At 49.2% G+C, this 16,447-nt stretch carries 13 protein-coding genes and 1 tRNA gene; 10 read left to right on the forward strand and 4 right to left on the reverse strand.

Features of this window, described 5'->3' with window-relative positions:
- Positions 1–4 precede the first annotated feature (4 nt).
- The 9 genes from ispE to AB8516_RS10470 all read left to right on the forward strand — a co-directional run bounded on the left by ispE (position 5) and on the right by AB8516_RS10470 (position 8,046).
- Positions 5–874, forward strand: coding sequence for a 4-(cytidine 5'-diphospho)-2-C-methyl-D-erythritol kinase (ispE, locus tag AB8516_RS10430; RefSeq protein ID WP_108289311.1), 870 nt, complete (start codon positions 5–7; stop codon positions 872–874).
- Position 875: 1 nt separating this feature from the next.
- Positions 876–950 (forward strand) — tRNA-Gln (locus AB8516_RS10435).
- A gap of 40 nt (positions 951–990) precedes the next feature.
- Positions 991–1,944, forward strand: coding sequence for a ribose-phosphate diphosphokinase (locus AB8516_RS10440; RefSeq protein ID WP_369160404.1), 954 nt, complete (start codon positions 991–993; stop codon positions 1,942–1,944).
- 345 nt (positions 1,945–2,289) lie between these two features.
- Complete coding sequence (locus tag AB8516_RS10445; RefSeq protein ID WP_369160406.1) at positions 2,290–2,928, forward strand: 50S ribosomal protein L25/general stress protein Ctc; 639 nt, start codon at positions 2,290–2,292, stop codon at positions 2,926–2,928.
- Positions 2,929–3,025: 97 nt separating this feature from the next.
- Complete coding sequence (pth, locus tag AB8516_RS10450) at positions 3,026–3,613, forward strand: aminoacyl-tRNA hydrolase (protein WP_369163259.1); 588 nt, start codon at positions 3,026–3,028, stop codon at positions 3,611–3,613.
- A gap of 144 nt (positions 3,614–3,757) precedes the next feature.
- A complete protein-coding gene (locus AB8516_RS10455) occupies positions 3,758–4,504 on the forward strand; it encodes an outer membrane lipoprotein-sorting protein (protein ID WP_369160408.1) in 747 nt (248 codons plus the stop codon).
- An 81-nt stretch (positions 4,505–4,585) separates the two neighbouring features.
- The gene (locus AB8516_RS10460; protein ID WP_369160410.1) at positions 4,586–5,830 is read left to right on the forward strand and encodes an ABC transporter permease; all 1,245 of its coding nucleotides are present in this window, start codon (positions 4,586–4,588) and stop codon (positions 5,828–5,830) included.
- The gene (locus AB8516_RS10465; protein ID WP_369160412.1) at positions 5,823–7,073 is read left to right on the forward strand and encodes an FtsX-like permease family protein; all 1,251 of its coding nucleotides are present in this window, start codon (positions 5,823–5,825) and stop codon (positions 7,071–7,073) included. The genes AB8516_RS10460 and AB8516_RS10465 overlap by 8 nt, the downstream gene beginning before the upstream one ends.
- A gap of 142 nt (positions 7,074–7,215) precedes the next feature.
- Positions 7,216–8,046, forward strand: a complete 831-nt coding sequence (locus AB8516_RS10470; protein WP_369160414.1) for an ABC transporter ATP-binding protein — start codon at positions 7,216–7,218, stop codon at positions 8,044–8,046.
- Between the two features lie 53 nt (positions 8,047–8,099).
- Here AB8516_RS10470 and AB8516_RS10475 read toward each other — a convergent pair whose 3' ends face one another.
- The 4 genes from AB8516_RS10475 to AB8516_RS10490 are packed head-to-tail and all read right to left on the reverse strand — an operon-like array spanning position 8,100 to position 12,865.
- Positions 8,100–9,581 (reverse strand): PAS domain S-box protein, encoded by a 1,482-nt coding sequence (locus AB8516_RS10475; RefSeq protein WP_369160416.1) that lies wholly within the window; start codon positions 9,579–9,581, stop codon positions 8,100–8,102.
- A gap of 32 nt (positions 9,582–9,613) precedes the next feature.
- A complete protein-coding gene (locus AB8516_RS10480; protein WP_369160418.1) occupies positions 9,614–11,119 on the reverse strand; it encodes an HD domain-containing phosphohydrolase in 1,506 nt (501 codons plus the stop codon).
- 6 nt (positions 11,120–11,125) lie between these two features.
- Positions 11,126–12,076 (reverse strand): sensor histidine kinase, encoded by a 951-nt coding sequence (locus AB8516_RS10485; protein ID WP_369160420.1) that lies wholly within the window; start codon positions 12,074–12,076, stop codon positions 11,126–11,128.
- Positions 12,077–12,865 (reverse strand): MBL fold metallo-hydrolase, encoded by a 789-nt coding sequence (locus AB8516_RS10490; protein WP_369160422.1) that lies wholly within the window; start codon positions 12,863–12,865, stop codon positions 12,077–12,079.
- A gap of 639 nt (positions 12,866–13,504) precedes the next feature.
- On the opposite strand from AB8516_RS10490, the gene AB8516_RS10495 reads away from it, so the two are divergent.
- Positions 13,505–16,342, forward strand: a complete 2,838-nt coding sequence (locus AB8516_RS10495; RefSeq protein ID WP_369160424.1) for an EAL domain-containing protein — start codon at positions 13,505–13,507, stop codon at positions 16,340–16,342.
- Positions 16,343–16,447: the final 105 nt, after the last annotated feature.

Consider the following 16,447-nt stretch of genomic DNA (forward strand, 5'->3'; position numbering starts at 1 on the left):
TCCCATGTCGGTACGCAGTAGGTCTGACCAAAGCTCCGTCTATCTTGCACCTGCGAAACTGAACCTGATGCTGCGTATCACCGGCAGGCGCAGTGATGGCTACCATCAACTGCAGACCGTATTCCAATTTCTCGATATTCATGACCGGCTCCACATCAAAAGACGTGATGACAGCCAGATCATCCTACATGACGATGCAAGTGGTATTTCACCGGCGGATAACCTCATTTATCGCGCGGCCCGACTACTGCAATTGACCAGCGGTTCAGATCAAGGCGCTGAAATCACATTGGAAAAACACCTCCCCATGGGTGGTGGACTTGGCGGGGGCAGTTCGGATGCAGCAACGACATTGATGGCCCTCAATCGGTTGTGGGGACTCTCGCTCAACCAGTCGGAGTTAACAAAACTCGCCCTGACCCTTGGCGCGGATGTGCCCATATTCATCCATGGCCATGCAGCATGGGCTGAAGGTATCGGTGAGGAATTGACCGATATCGATCTCCCGGAGAAGTGGTATCTGGTATTGCAACCGCCATGTCACGTCTCCACCGCAGAGGTATTCAACCAACCTGATTTGACACGCCACTCACCCCGGATCAAAATACGCGCCTTTCTGCAGGGTGATTGTCGGAACGATTGTCTACCCGTGGTACGCAGACGCCACCCTGAAGTGGCGGAAGCATTGGATTGGCTGAACCAGTTTGCAGATGCCCGGCTTACCGGCACCGGCGCCTGTGTATTCGCCGCCTTTGCTGATCAGCGGTTGGCTCGCAACCTGCTTCAAAGGAAGCCGGCGAGTCTGAATGGTTTTGTTGCGCGCGGGATCAACCGTTCCCCGCTATTGGAGTTACTCCAACCCGAACTGAGTTAATTGGGGCGTCGCCAAGCGGTAAGGCACTGGGTTTTGATCCCAGCATTCGTAGGTTCGAATCCTGCCGCCCCAGCCATTTCATAGCAATCCACTGTTTGATAAAGGGGATCAAAACCGTGCCTGCCACTGCCATGATGGTCTTTTCCGGAAACGCCAACCCGGAACTGAGCGATGAAATCGTAGCTCACCTCAGCCTCCCACTTGGAAAAATGCATGTCGGTCGCTTCAGCGACGGCGAAGTCATGGCGGAGATCCATGAGAACGTACGTGGTCGCGATGTCTTCATCGTCCAGCCCACCTCAGCGCCAACCAATGAAAATCTGATGGAACTGTTGGTGATGATCGATGCCATGCGCTGGTCATCCGCCAAACGCATCACAGCAGTGATCCCCTACTTCGGTTATGCGCGACAGGATAGGCGCCCCCGCTCCGCACGCGTACCGATAACTGCCCGACTGGCAGCCAAGATGATCGGTGCTGCGGGCGCTGACCGGGTGTTGACTGTGGACCTGCATGCCGACCAGATCCAGGGCTTCTTCGATATCCCGGTTGACAATGTCTACGCATCCCCGATCCTGCTGGGCGATGTATGGCGTCAAAAACACCCGGATATCGTCGTCGTTTCTCCCGATGTAGGTGGCGTAGTCAGGGCGCGGGCGTTGGCAAAAAGGTTGGATGATGCGGAATTGGCGATCATCGATAAACGCCGACCCAGGCCCAATGAAGCCAAGATAATGAATATTATCGGCAATGTGGAGGGACGCAGTTGTATTCTTATCGATGACCTGGTGGACACCGCGGGGACTCTCTGTCAGGCCGCCACTGCCCTGAAAGAGCACGGTGCAGCCAAGGTGGTGGCCTATTGTACACACCCGGTACTCTCCGGACCTGCCGTCTCCAATCTCAGCAACTCCCAGCTGGATGAACTGGTGGTAACGAATACGATTCCTCTCTCCGAAGATGCCAAACTCTGCACACCCATCCGCCAGGTGAGCATTGCGGAACTGCTTGCGGAGACGATGCGCCGCATTTCGAATGAGGAGTCCGTCAGCTCCCTGTTCATCGACTGACCACACCACACAATTCAAGCGTCACATGGTCCTCAGAGGCAACTCAGTCCATTTAATAGGCGCTGACAAGTGCAACAGATCCTGGCTGTCATAGAATAAGCGCCCTTGAATCGCCGTTTCGGCAACCTCGCCGGCTTTCCACTCATTTGCCTTTCCAACAGACAGCCACCTTTCACCGTAGAGACAATCATGACCGATCACCAACAACCTGTACTCGCAGACGGGGCTGGAAATAAAAGCAAATTCTGTTAGAATCGCGCGTCCGCTGTGATACAGCGATATCGCGTCGCTTTGGTCGCGAAACGACGCATCCACACACAGAAAACCACAGATACGGAGTCTGCCATGTCTGCCAATTTTGAAATTAACGCTCAATCTCGGAGCGATTCAGGGAAAGGTGCGAGCCGCCGCCTGCGTCGTTCCGGTCTGGTGCCGGGTATCGTGTACGGCGCCCACAAGGATCCGACCATGATCAGCGTCCCCCACAATGAACTTGTTCATTCACTGGCGAACGAAGGGTTCTATGCAAACCTTTTAAACCTGAAACTCGGCGGAAAGACTGAACAGGTGGTGCTTAAGGATCTTCAACGCCACCCGGCCAAGCCTTTCCTTCTGCATGTGGATTTTCAACGGATCCAGGCGGACGAGAAGATCCGTTTGCATGTCCCGATCCATTTTATCAACGAATCGGCCTCTCCCGGTATCAAGGCTGGTGGCCAGGCGAGTCATGTAATGAGTGATATGGAGATCACCTGTCTGCCTAAGGACCTGCCGGAGTTCATCGAGGTCGATCTGACCAACCTGGAGATGGGCACAATACTACACGCTTCCGAAGTGAAACTGCCCGATGGCGTCGATCTGATCACCCATGAAGGCAATGAGGATCCAATCGTGCTCACCATCCACACCGCTCACGCTACCGAAGTCGAACCGAGGGAAGAAGAAGAAGAGGCCGGTGAGGGTGACGAGGAACCGGCGGAATAACTCAGGTCGAAGGGGGGACTTAAACATCCCCCCTGATCGCACACGACCGGCACCCTACTCTGCCGCATTGCAGTAGTGGACCGGTTTAGCGAATAGTATAGTGGTACAACACCCCATCAAACTTATCGTCGGCCTGGGGAACCCCGGACCAGACCATGAGGAAACCCGCCACAATGCAGGTTTCTGGTTTGTGGATAGGCTGGCCCGGCAACACAATCAACCCTTTCGCAATGAGTCGCGCCACCACGGCTTGGCGTGCAAGCTGAATATTGCCGGGAAAGAGGTACGCCTCTTAAAACCCATAACCTATATGAACCGAAGCGGTCAGGCGGTTTCCAGTCTGGCCAACTATTTCCGTATATCTCCCAGCGAAATACTTGTGGTACACGATGAACTTGACCTGGAACCGGGGCAGGTACGCCTCAAAACAGGCGGCGGACATGCAGGCCACAATGGTTTAAGGGACATCATGAGCGCCCTTGGCAGCAGGGATTTCCATCGTCTGCGTATCGGTATCGACCATCCCAACGACCGAAACATGGTGGTCGACTATGTCTTGGGACGCCCATCCAAAATTGACCGTGAAGCGATCGACGGCGCCATCGATGATGCCATCGAATGTCTCGATGAAGTCGTAAAAGGTGAATTGAGCAAAGTGATGAATCGCTTGCACGGCAGCCGTTAGCAATCACTCCTGCCGCATCGGAAAAATTGTGACGGATACCCGAGCAGAGCACCTCATCTATCATGAAAAAATGTCGGACTGGTATTATATTAATAATTACTTATAATCTAACATATATATCCGACTTCAGGAGTGCGTTTTTTCATGAAAGGATTAATTCAGGCTTTGTGGATCCTGATCATCTGCAGCAGCGGGAGCCTGGCCGGTGAGACCGAACAGGAGGCTGTCGATCTGCTGAGAAAGACCGAAACATTGATGCGTTCCAGCGGCACCGTCGCTGAGTATCAGGTCGATATTATTCGGCCTGACTGGCAACGCACGATGTCATTCCGCAGTCACGATGACATCGACAACAACCGCTTCCGCATGGAAATCCTCTCCCCGCGCAAAACAAAGGGTACTGTCTACCTCAAGGTCAACAATATCCTCTCCATGTACCTGCCCAAACTTCGCAGACAGATCAATATCTCACCGGCAATGATGCAGGATCCCTGGATGGGTTCCGATTTCCTTAATCAGGACCTGCTGGAGACAGATTCGCTGGTCGATCAATACAGTCACCGTATCGTTGCCCGTGAAGGGGTGGGTGAACAGGCTATTGTGACAATCGAATCAACCCCATCTGCCACAGCTGCGGTGACCTGGAAACGGTTGATCCAGCGCATCCGCGCCAATGGCATTCCGTTGGAGATGGAATATCAATGCGAGAAAATGGCAAACCGACGCATGACTTTTGACCAGATCAGGATTATGGACGGTCGACTCATCCCAACCCGCTGGACCATGGCACCCCAAGATCAACCTGGCAAAAGAACCGTCATCACATTGAAATCAATCCAATTCAATGTCCCACTGGCGGACGATATCTTTAACCCGGCCAAGAGAAAATAGCGCAACATCGCTTCGAAAGTATTTCCGATTATGCTATATCCTTGATCGCAGGGATCTCTTTTATTTCTTCCTGGGGAACTGATGAGCCTGTCGACCACAACAGTCGTCCACACCATCCTGACTGTGGCGCTGAGAAATCTGCTCACACACAAACGACGAACGCTCTTGACCGTCGGGGCAATTGCAGTAGGCCTAGCCTCGCTGATCTTTCTCTGGGGATTCAACGAGGGCCTGCATCGCAATATGCTGGGGAACTTTCAGAAGGCCATCATCGGCTCCATACAGATCCATCACGAGGGTTTTTTTCAGCATCCCGAACTGTCAAAGTCCATCACCAATCCAGGCAGGGTCGTCGATTCACTGCATCAGGCCGGTATATCTGACTACAGTATGCGCCTTGAAAGTTTTGGTCTGGCCGCTTCCGATTTCACCACCCAGGGAGTGATGCTTATCGGCATGGATCCTATCCGTGAGGGACGGGTCACCGAACTTGCCAAACGGATCGGCATAGGCCGCTTCCTGGCGCCGGAAGATGAATATGCGCTGATTCTGGGCGCCACCACGGCCAACAACCTGCAGATCAGACTTGGCGATGAAGTAATCATTATCGGGTACGATCGCTACGGCGCAATGGTGGCGGAGTCTTTCACCCTGGTCGGTATCATCACCAGCGGTGAAATGGGATTGGATAAAGGCATGGCGCTCACCAGTCTTGCAACACTTCAGGAGATGATGGATTTAAACGACCAGGTAACCACTTTTGTTATCAGCAGTGATGAGGGAAATATTCCTTCCCTGGTTTCAGAACTCGAGCACTCTCTGCAAAATGAATCACTGGAGGTTATGCCCTGGTACACGATGTTTCCCGTTATGAAAGAATGGGTGACTCTGCATAATGGTTTTCTCTATCTTTTTCTCGGTGTGGTGTTGTTCATCGTTCTGGCTGGCGAACTGAATACCATGCTGATTTCAATGCTGGAAAGGACCAGGGAGTTCGGCGTTTTGATGGCGATCGGCACGACAGGTTATCAGATAGCCGGGATGCTACTGATTGAAGCGGCGGTGATAGGCATTGCAGGCATAATCTTCGGCATTATTCTGGGATATGCCAGCGTATTTATCACCGGCCTCTACGGTATCGATCTTTCGATCCTGCTCGGTTCCACGTCTCGCTTCTATGTTGATCCGCTGATCCGCCCCCATCTCAAACTCGATCACCTGGGCATTACCAGTGGCATTATTCTTATCGCATCGTTGATTGCGGGGATTTATCCCGCCTGGCGTGCCAGCTTGCTGCAACCAGTCGAGGCGATAAGAAATGGCTGAATCATACCGCCTCAGTCTGCTCACCTATTTACAACTGGCATCACGCAATCTTCTGCGTAACCGACGCCGCACCTTGATCACCTTGCTGACGATGAGCTTCGGCATTGCCACATTGACCCTCCTCAGCGCCTTGAACGACGGTTGGTTGAGCCAGATGAAGACTAATTTCATCCTCAGCTATACCGGACACCTGCAGATCCACGCCAAGGGCTTTGAAACATCACAAAATCTCAATGACCGGATTCTGGAACCTGAAGAGATTTCAAGATTGATGCAGGGTTACCCGGAAATCGTAGGTTGGACACAACGCATCCGCACCTCAGGTCTGGCTTCCGTGGGAGGCAGCAGTGCAGGCCTACAGATCATGGCAACCGACCCGGAGCAGGAAACATGGGTCACTTCCATGGATCAACGTGTCACTGAAGGTGTATGGCTGAGACCGGGGATGAGCCACGATCTGGTACTCGGACATACTGTCGCGCAGAATCTTGGTGCGGAACTCGGCGATAGGGTCATCTTGATGGTACAACGCTTGAACGGCGAAATGACCTCGGAGGTCTTTTTTCTGCGCGGCATTCTCGAAACCGGCGCACCACAAATAGACAGAAGCCTGGCTCTGATCACCCTGAACAGCGCACAACAATGGCTGCAGATGGAGGATTCTGTCACAGATATCGTCATCCGTGCAGATATACATGACAATACCGACACCCTTTATCGCCTGTTTGCTCAACAGCTTTCTGAGCGGAAATATGAAATCATGCAATGGCAGGAACTGGACCCGATGGTTAAGCAGTGGCTTGAGTTCAGTGATGCCTACGGTTTTGTAGTTCTTCTGGTGGTCATCATCCTGGTACTGATTGAGATCCTGAATACCATGCTGATATCCCTGCATGAGAGACAAAAGGAATTGGGTGTCATCGTTGCCATCGGAACCAAGAGATCACAAGTCTTCTCTATGCTGCTGTTGGAAGCCGTCATGCTGATATTCATTGGAGCGATTCTAGGTTATTTGGCGGGAAGCTCGATCGTCTACGCACTAGCCGACAGCGGTATAAATCTGACACATTTCGCGAGTGCATTCGAGTTTTTTTATATGGACCCAATCATACATCCGCAATTGACTCAGGGCTCTGCAGTAAAAATTCTCGGCGCCACACTTATTGCGGCACTGCTGGCAGGCATCTACCCTGCATGGAGAGCTACCCACTTATCTCTAAGTCAGGCACTGCGCATTCAATAACCCTTGATTATACGACACACAACTTATGCTGTTAGATACAACCACATTTCGAAATACAAGAGGACTGCTTTTCTTATACCTCCCCAGTGGGAGACAGCTTTATCACCTGCCAAAACACCTGATACAAGGCTCGATATAACGTATGGTCAAGTACCAGGAATCACCGATCATCGGTATCCGTGAACTGCACAAGTGCTATTGGGTCGGCACCATGCCTTTTCCCGCACTCCACGGCATCAATCTCGATATCAAGCCCGGTGAATTCGCAGTGGTTGCAGGACGGTCCGGATCCGGTAAGAGTACACTACTAAACATCATCGGTGCACTGGAATCCGCTGACAACGGAAATGTTGAGGTCCTTGGGCATGATATTCTCAACATGAACAGGGATCAGCGTACACAATTTCGCTTGCGCAATATCGGCTTTGTATTTCAGGCCTATAATCTCATTCGTGTATTCACCGCACGTGAAAATGTCGCTTACGTCTGTCAATTACAGGGTAAGAGCCGGAAGGAGAGTTTGGATATAGCGAATCACTGGTTGCATGAAGTGGAGATTGGTCATCTCGGGTATCGTAGGCCGGACCAGTTATCCGGCGGCCAGCAACAACGTGTCGCTGTTGCCCGTGCACTTGCTTCCGGCCCCAAGCTGATACTTGCCGATGAGCCTACGGCAAACCTTGACAGCATGACCGGTAGACACTTGATCAACTTGATGCATGAACTAAACCAAAGACTTGGTACAACATTCCTCATCTCCTCACACGATCCTGACGTAAAAAGAGCCGCTGGGCGTCTGATCAAACTGGCTGATGGCCAGATCGTCGATTCCTGGGACGAGGTACCGAAGACACCTCAATCTCTGGCATCAAGTTGTCCGGTCAGCCATCTCCCACTCAAGGAGCGTCTGAGAAAGCTGCTATATCAAAAAAGGAAGGCTCACGCCAACAAGAAGAAGATCAAACCCCGGTAATGATGCATACTGGTGAAGCAGATCGATTATACCTCAAGGTTCAAATCCTGCGCTTAAGTTGAACCAGCTTCAACTTGTCTTCGTTCCTCTTGGTATCGTCTACAGATTGCCGTGAATAGCCAGTGATCCTTTATCTTCTTTGCACCGATGCAGATTTCTATCTGTATCGGGTTTCCATCACTCTTTACACCTGTTACACGCCCAGGCTTTCCCACAAACTTACCAACACCGGTATCGATATAGTTCAGGATATGCAGGTCATGGTATTCACGATCCGGGGAGGTCATTAAGATGTTAACCTTTTCCCCAATTATCTCATCCACATGGTAACCGAACATTGTGCATGCAGCCGGATTGAAGGTTTCAATAACACCACGTTCATTTATCGTAATAATTGCGTCAAAGGCACTATTCACGATCTCACTGATTCTCTCTTCCTTTTCATGCAGTTGCTGTTGCGCATCAATCTTGAACAATTTAGCACGACTCAATAGTAGAGCTACGACACCCAAGATCGAAATCAGCAAGGCATTCACTGCAAGATACCGCTTGCCTAATGTAATGACAGGTTTATCGAGTTCGGCGTCTGTGATGAAACGTACAAGTTTCCAGTTAACAGCGCCGGTTACCGCGCTGTTGTTTGTCTCTATTTTTAGATCCAATTTATCGAGCAGCTTTTCAGGTTCCACTGTTGTATAGCTGAACAAACCATCAGCTGTTGTGAACTGTCCCGAATCGGCACTTGTCATCTGCTTCCAGGCATCTGCGTAGCGGTTTGATATCTTAAGTCCCTTCTTGTCCGGAAACATGAAGCCCCATTCATCGGCTTTTGTTTCTCCTTTCAGCCAATACCCTTCTTCGTTAAGCAACATCTGACTGCTAGTAGGTGATAAGTCCTGATCAAGCATATTAATCAGCTTATCAGCGAGATAGTTGATTATCACCATGCCCCGCTTGTTGCCGGAAGCATCAAAGACAGGCGTCGCCAAACGTATCATTGGCTTGAATGGCATCTCGATTTCGCCATGCTCCATGTTGAGATCAAGTGGAGACACGAAGACCTCATCACGGTCCTTACTCATTGTTTCCGTAAAATAGTACCTCCCACCTTTGTCCTGCAATTCAGAATCAGGAACGATGACTCCCATTCCGTTTCGATAGTTGACCCTTACTATCTCCCTTCCTTCGGTATTGAGATATCGGATCTGGTCGAATTGCCCTTTTTCCTCTGCCATTGATTTAAAATCAAGCGCCAAAAGCTCAGTGTATCGATCTCTCCCAGATGGAATTGCAAGCTGACGAAGATCATCGACAGCGGCGATAAACATGAGGTCCTGCATAGCACCTTGCAGCAATTGCTCGAACACACTCTTGCTCTGATTCAGGCTCAACATCTCCGACTGTCTTGTTAGTACTGCTCCATTTTCTATATCTGTGTTAAAAAGCCAGGCGGATATGCCAAAAAGCAGCGCAACCGGCGGCACGAACATTAAGGCAAATATTCTACCGTATTTACGAATAAGTGGTCGTTTCACTTTCTTAATCCATGAATTGGCTAAGATACAATTTATAAAACTTCTTTTTCCACAAGTCTGAAAAAAGCATCTACAACATCGGGATCGAAGTGTTTTCCCCGCTCACTTCGTATGAGATCCATTACCTCCTCATTCGGCCAGGCGTCTTTGTAAGGCCTTTCATTGGATAGCGCATCATAAACATCCGCCAATGCAGTTATCCTGCCACTTAGCGGTATTTCATCCCCGGCAAGGCCATTTGGATAACCTGATCCATCATAGTGTTCATGATGTGTTCTTGCGATTTCACTGGCTAATTTGAAATGTCCATGACCCGCAAGTATTTTCTCGCCATTAACTGTATGTAACTTTATTGCATCGAACTCCTCATGGGTCAACTTGCCCGGCTTTTGCAGAACACTGTCAGGCACTGAAAGCTTGCCGATATCGTGCAGTGTTGATGCCTGCCCCATCTGCACAGCATCTTCCTTGTTCATACCAAGCTCTTGTGCAAGCATACAGGTTATCAATTCAATTCTCCTGATATGCTCTCCCGTGTTTTCGTCCTTATATTCAGACGCAACCGCCAGAAGGTTAATCGTCTCCTGATGCTCTCTCGATATCAGCTCAAACAGATCGATATTCTTGAATGCAGAGCTTGCCTGCATAGAAAGAATGTTCAGCAAACGTTTGGCATGTTCACTGATATGCCCAAGATTTTCCAGCAATATTGCAGCTACGATCTCATTCTTATCCTTTATCGGTATGGCAAACGTCCCCTCTTCCACGTTGAATACACCTTGAATACTGTCGAGCTGTGGATGGAGCCTATGCAGCATTACGGCAATCTTTTCTTCATCCTCCTCCCAGTTCCCCTGATTGTTTATTCCGTAGCAGATCTTGTACTCACCATCCTCCGTTATCGGGTAAGCAATGAATCCAGAGAGGGAATCAACTTTGCTGTGGCCCTCGGAGATACCCAACAAATCGATAATGGCATTCAATATGGAGCGGAAAAAGTCTTCAAGCGAGGTGATTTTGAATATCGCTGGCGCGGCCTGAACGATATATTCCAACGATCTTTTCTGGCTGTTCAGTATACTGATAAACTCGTATGACTTCAGTCCCATGCGCACAGCCGTATAAAGCTTTTCCTGGGTAAGTTCAGTCTTCTCCTTATAATCGTTGATATCGTAGTGATCAATCACATATCGCTCAGGCGCATACCCGGGCTGTCCGGTTCGCAGGATGATGCGAATATGGTTGTTGCCTAGGATATTCCTGATGTACTCGACCACGTCGAAACCTGCATTCTCGGTTTCCATCACCACATCGAGCAACACGATTGCAATATCACGCTCCTTACGCGCAATTTCCATCGCTTCCTGACCCGAATAAGCGGAGATAAAACTAAGTTTGCGTCCCTTATAATCAAAGTGCTTCAAGGCAAGTTCTGTAACCTGGTGTACACTCTTGTCATCATCGACAATGAGAATCTTCCATCCTATTTCGGAAAGCCTCTTCTTTTTTGATTTTTTAGCAAAAAACAGTTTAGCCATCGCTCGCTATTCCAATGTTTCCACCACTAACGAAATATTAAAGCGACTTCCCTCTCCCGGCTTGCTCTCGACCTCAATTTCGCCGCCAAAACGCTGGGCAACTAAATTATAAACAATATTGAGCCCAAGACCGCTACCGCCCTTATTTCGTGCCGTGGTTATAAATGGTTGAAAAATACTCTCTTTCAATGACTCGTCCATACCCTTGCCATAGTCCTCGAACAATAAGTTCAGACGATTCCCCTTTTGCTCGATTTGAATATGAACGATACCGGATTGCTCCGGCTCATAAGCGTGATTGATAACATTTGAAAGCAGGTTATTCATAATTTGCGACAGCGATCCAGGATATGTCTTCACCATCATTTGTTGTGGACAATCCAGCTCTACTTGTATCTTTGTTTTCTTCAATTGATTCTTAAAAGTACGGATGATATCCCGCAGGTAATCGCACACATCGATCGTCCGAATATCGTCGATATTCTGATCGACCGATATCATTTTAAAGCTGCTGATCAACCTTGCAGCCTGATTGAGACCCGTCTTAGCCAGACGCATCGACTCGTCAACGGTTTCAAAAAACGCATCCATATCACTTTCGGAAAGCTCTTCAGCCTCATACGATTTTTTCAGCTGCCTGATCTCTTCACTGCAGGCAGATATCGATGTCATAGCGACACCAATCGGTGTATTTACCTCATGTGCCACACCGGCTACGAGCGACCCCAATGCCGCTAATTTCTCCTTTTCAACCAACTGCTGCTGCATTGCTTTCAACATTTCGAGATCCTTCTCGATCAATTGTTTACTCTGCTTTAGTTCCAAGTCCTTCTGCTTAAGTATCGAGAGCGCATCCTGGTAACGTTTGCGCACTAGATCGCTTTGCCGTGACGATTCCTTAAACAACTTGAGCTGCTGTTCAAGCGCCTCGATTCTGTTATCGGTACCGCTGACCATTTACGTTGTCAAATACGGATAAATTATGTCAGTGCCGCACACCAGAGACTCAAGATAGTGCAAGGCATGGTCAACATTTTTCGAGTCAATAATTGAACCGTGTTGCGGCAATATGGCATTTATCCGGTACTGGCGGATCTTTTCAATATAACCGCGACAAGCGATATTTGAAGCCATATAATCCACATGAAACAGATCCAGTACAGACTCATGCGCTTCGAAATCATCGACAATCAAGCGCCATTCAAGCTGGATGGCCGCCCATATATCACCGGAAAACAGGAACCCGCTCGATTCATCGAAACTGGTAAATGCGCCTGCAAAATGTAGATAGGGTGCCTCTGTAAAATGGATTCTTTTACCACTTTTGAAAGTGTATGAAGGCTCTTCAACCACATCATGCCAGCGATATTCGCCTACTCCGTAGTAGGGCAGAAGGACTTGCGTTCGCGGCGTGGTGAAGATTGCCATCTTCGGATTAACTTCCAGCCATTGTGGCATCGATGCCGCAACATCTGGATCCTGGTGGCAGATGATGAGGCCACTGACCATTTCAGGGTCCATCACCTGGGCTACGCGTTCCCTGGTCTTTTCAAAGTATGCCTGATGTCCCGGGTCAATGATTATCGCTTCATCGCCGGACTTTATCAGGTAGATATTGCTACGAAATGCAGTGTGCTCGGGAATACCCAACCAGTAGATTTCATGCACTTCATCGCAATAGAGAAGCACCGGGTTCTCAGTATCGGGGTCGACATCCCGATATTCCGCAATATGATTTCCTTTCATTACTCAACCCCGAATTACCATTAAAATATAGACGAAATAGGAGAACCGGCAGCTCATCTACACGACACCTATACTGTTGTCGGCTTAGGAGAAATTCACTGAAGCAGAGATAGGAAATTAATTCTCAAGCAATACCGAAAGTTAAAAAATATTTCCTAAATCAAGGCCAATGCGCTTAATCCAGTCAAATTTCTGTAAAGAAAAAAAGCTAGTTGCCGACAGTAAAGCTACATGCATCATCAAGTCGTTATATTGCAAATAACTCAGGGATGAATCTGCTTCCCGGGTAATTGCGTGACCGCACAAACCTCAACAAGAATATTTTTCAGGCTGGCCGCTCCCTGGTCTGTCGTTCTGTTCCTCGTAATTTACCTCGTCTATTTTTGGCAACTAGATACAAGATTCGAACAGCTCAAGCTCCAGCAGGAGCACAACGTCAGATTGGCATCATCGACGCTCATCAATATTTTTCATGAGCCGATAACTGATATTTTACTTCTCACTCAAAGCGAGGGGTTGAAACAATGGAGACCAGGGCAAGACAACCAGCAAGCAGCGATTGCGATTTCTAAAAATTTCACGAACCAAATTGCAATCAAGGAACGCTATGATCAAATCCGTTTTCTTGACATCAGAGGAATGGAGAGAATCAGAGTCAACCGGGGTTCAGAAGGACCACAAACCACCCCGCACAGAGAACTGCAAGACAAATCAAACCGTTACTATTTCTACGAGGCGAGAAACCTGAGCCCCAAGGAGATCTATATCTCGCCCCTCGATCTGAATAAAGAGCACGGCAGGATCGAGACACCCGTCAAACCGACCATCAGGCTAACGACCCCGGTTTTAAACGGTGTGAATGAGCCAATCGGCTTTTTAGTGATCAATTACCTGGCGGAAGCGATGCTGAATGAGTTTGTCGCGCAATATAAAGACCGCCTCGGTCATATCGCGCTGCTCAATGACGAGGGATTCTGGCTCTACCACCATGACCCTTCCATGCGCTGGGGATTCATGTTCGACAATGACCTTTCACTGGCCAAGAACCTTCCGAATGCATGGCATCAGATCAATAGTGCGGACTATACGCAACAAATCACAGAGCACGGCATTTTGACCTCGCTTAAGACACAACCCTATCTACTCAATATCACTCAGGACAATCGCCATGTCTATGAAAATGTCACCTATAGCAGCGGGTACCCGTGGACCGTCGTCTCACATATAGAGGCGACAGAGCTGGAAAATGTCAAAGCCGGGATCTTACATCCTCTACTGTTAACCGGTATACCATTGTTTCTGACTATACAAATCACTTTCTATGTAATCGCACGCCATAGAACACAGGCCGCTCGACAACAGAATCGCATCACTGAGAGTGAAATGCGAAACCGCTCGCTATTGGAATCGGTTGCCGACGGCATCATGATGTTGGATTCAACCGGTCGGATTCTCGAAGCCAATCCCAGTGCCGAATCTATGTTCGGGCTCACCTTGAACGAACTTCAATCGTGCGCCATATCAGATCTTTTGACCTCTTCGCATGACGCCATTCGTCTCTTAGCCAGGATGCAACAGTTGAAACAACCTATAACGTCAGAAGAGGACCCACAAACTGACGAGTACACCGCCAAGTACGCCGGCAACAAGGAGTTTCCACTTAAAATAACCTTATCCCGATTTTCCATCGGCAATGAACTTCACTTCACCGCATCGCTCACTGATTTGACAGAGCAGCGTCTTGCCTATCAGGAGATGATTTTAGCAAGTGAAGTATTCGACACCGCGTCTGAAGGTATCCTGGTGACCGACAACAAGGCTATTATCCAACGCGTCAACCCTGCTTTTACGCGACTGACCGGTTATCAGCCAGATGAATTAATCGGGAAAAAACCATCCATCTTACGCTCTTACCTGACCGATAACTCCTTCTACCGCATGATGTGGCAGTCCATAGACAATACCGGCAGATGGGAAGGAGAGATAACCAACAGTATTAAAGGCGGTGCGAACCGGATTTTCGATCTCTCCATTTTCACCATTCGTGACGACAAGGGGAATATCACCCATTACGCCGGCATCTCACGCGACATCACAGAGGAAAAGGAAGCGGAGGAGCAGATTCACAGGCATGCCTATTATGACGGATTGACCGGCCTGCCGAATCGCACGCTTTTTCTCGAACGACTGCAACAGGCGATCAATCGTGGCAGCCGGTACCATGAGCGTTTCGCGCTTTTCTTTATCGACCTGGACCGCTTCAAGTCGGTCAATGACAGTCTTGGGCACGATGCAGGGGATCTCTTATTGCAGCTCGTCGCCGGTCGTATCAGCAACCTCATTCGCGAAACCGACACACTGGCCCGTCATGCGGGTGATGAGTTCAGCCTGCTGCTACACAACATCAAGCGTGATGATGACCTTGCTGTTTTGGCGCAGAAGATCATCACTGCACTCGGTAAAACGTTCATGATAATGGAACGAGAGGTGCACATAGGCGCCAGCATCGGCATCGCGGAATACCCCGATGACGGGCGCGAGGCTGACACTCTGCTGCGCAATGCCGATCTGGCCATGTACCAGGCGAAATACAGCGGCAAAGAGACCTATCGATTCTTTAGCGAAGAGCTGAATACCGCAATACAGCAACATGTCCGTTTGGAGGCTGACCTGCGCAAAGCAATCAGCGAGGAGCAGTTCGAACTCTTCTATCAACCTCTGGTGGACTATCAACACTGTAAGATTGTCAGTACGGAAGCATTGATTCGCTGGAACCACCCAGAACATGGGCGTATTCCACCTGACAAATTTATACCTATCTGTGAAGAGACAGGCCTGATCCGTCCATTGAGTGAATGGGTGATCCATCATGCAGCCATGCAGCTGGCTGAATGGAGAAACACCGACCTTGCCCACATGTCAATTTCCATCAACCTGTCCGCCTATCGCAATCGGCACGCCGTGGATAAAGCGTTTATCAAGGATACGATTATCGAGACGGGCGTTTCTCCCGCCCTGATGACATTTGAAATCACCGAGAGCCTGATGATGGAAAATACAGCGGAATCGTTGGAATGGCTCACATTTGCCAAGGAGCTGGGAATCAGTGTCGCTGTTGATGACTTCGGTACCGGTTACTCTTCATTAAGCTATCTGAAGCGATTTCCCGTGGATATACTCAAGATCGATCGCGCCTTCATTGCCGATATGAACGTTAATAGTGAGGACGAGGCTCTGGTCATGGCCATTATCGCAATGGCAAAGAGTCTTAACATGAAGGTTATCGCCGAAGGGGTTGAGAACCACCAGCAACTGGACATGTTGAGAGACAGACAGGATCACTGCAGCATCATCCAAGGCTTCCTCTTCGCCCCGCCCATGCCGGTCGATCAGTTTCATTCATTCTACAGGGATTTTGATTTCAACAGATACTGCCAGAAGCTTCACAGCCGATTCGGCAAGTATTCAGCGAATTGATACAGACAAGCCGACACACCCCTTCATTAAAGAAAACATGCGCCAGTTAAATGCCCTGTTTAATATTGCGCAACAGTCTAAATCGGTATGGAGCTTCCGGTTCGA

This window comes from Candidatus Thiodiazotropha sp. LNASS1, assembly GCF_964212655.1.
In the GTDB taxonomy this organism is placed as follows: domain Bacteria; phylum Pseudomonadota; class Gammaproteobacteria; order Chromatiales; family Chromatiaceae; genus Thiodiazotropha.

What these genes read in the sequence shown, in the direction of transcription:
- ispE (WP_108289311.1), top strand. Translation starts at nt 5, where the DNA reads ATGTCGGTACGCAGTAGGTCTGACCAAAGCTCCGTCTATCTTGCACCT.
- AB8516_RS10445 (WP_369160406.1), top strand. Translation starts at nt 2,290, where the DNA reads ATGTCTGCCAATTTTGAAATTAACGCTCAATCTCGGAGCGATTCAGGG.
- AB8516_RS10455 (WP_369160408.1), top strand. Translation starts at nt 3,758, where the DNA reads ATGAAAGGATTAATTCAGGCTTTGTGGATCCTGATCATCTGCAGCAGC.
- AB8516_RS10460 (WP_369160410.1), top strand. Translation starts at nt 4,586, where the DNA reads ATGAGCCTGTCGACCACAACAGTCGTCCACACCATCCTGACTGTGGCG.
- AB8516_RS10465 (WP_369160412.1), top strand. Translation starts at nt 5,823, where the DNA reads ATGGCTGAATCATACCGCCTCAGTCTGCTCACCTATTTACAACTGGCA.
- AB8516_RS10470 (WP_369160414.1), top strand. Translation starts at nt 7,216, where the DNA reads ATGGTCAAGTACCAGGAATCACCGATCATCGGTATCCGTGAACTGCAC.
- AB8516_RS10480 (WP_369160418.1), bottom strand. Translation starts at nt 11,119, where the DNA reads ATGGCTAAACTGTTTTTTGCTAAAAAATCAAAAAAGAAGAGGCTTTCC.
- AB8516_RS10485 (WP_369160420.1), bottom strand. Translation starts at nt 12,076, where the DNA reads ATGGTCAGCGGTACCGATAACAGAATCGAGGCGCTTGAACAGCAGCTC.
- AB8516_RS10490 (WP_369160422.1), bottom strand. Translation starts at nt 12,865, where the DNA reads ATGAAAGGAAATCATATTGCGGAATATCGGGATGTCGACCCCGATACT.
- AB8516_RS10495 (WP_369160424.1), top strand. Translation starts at nt 13,505, where the DNA reads ATGGAGAGAATCAGAGTCAACCGGGGTTCAGAAGGACCACAAACCACC.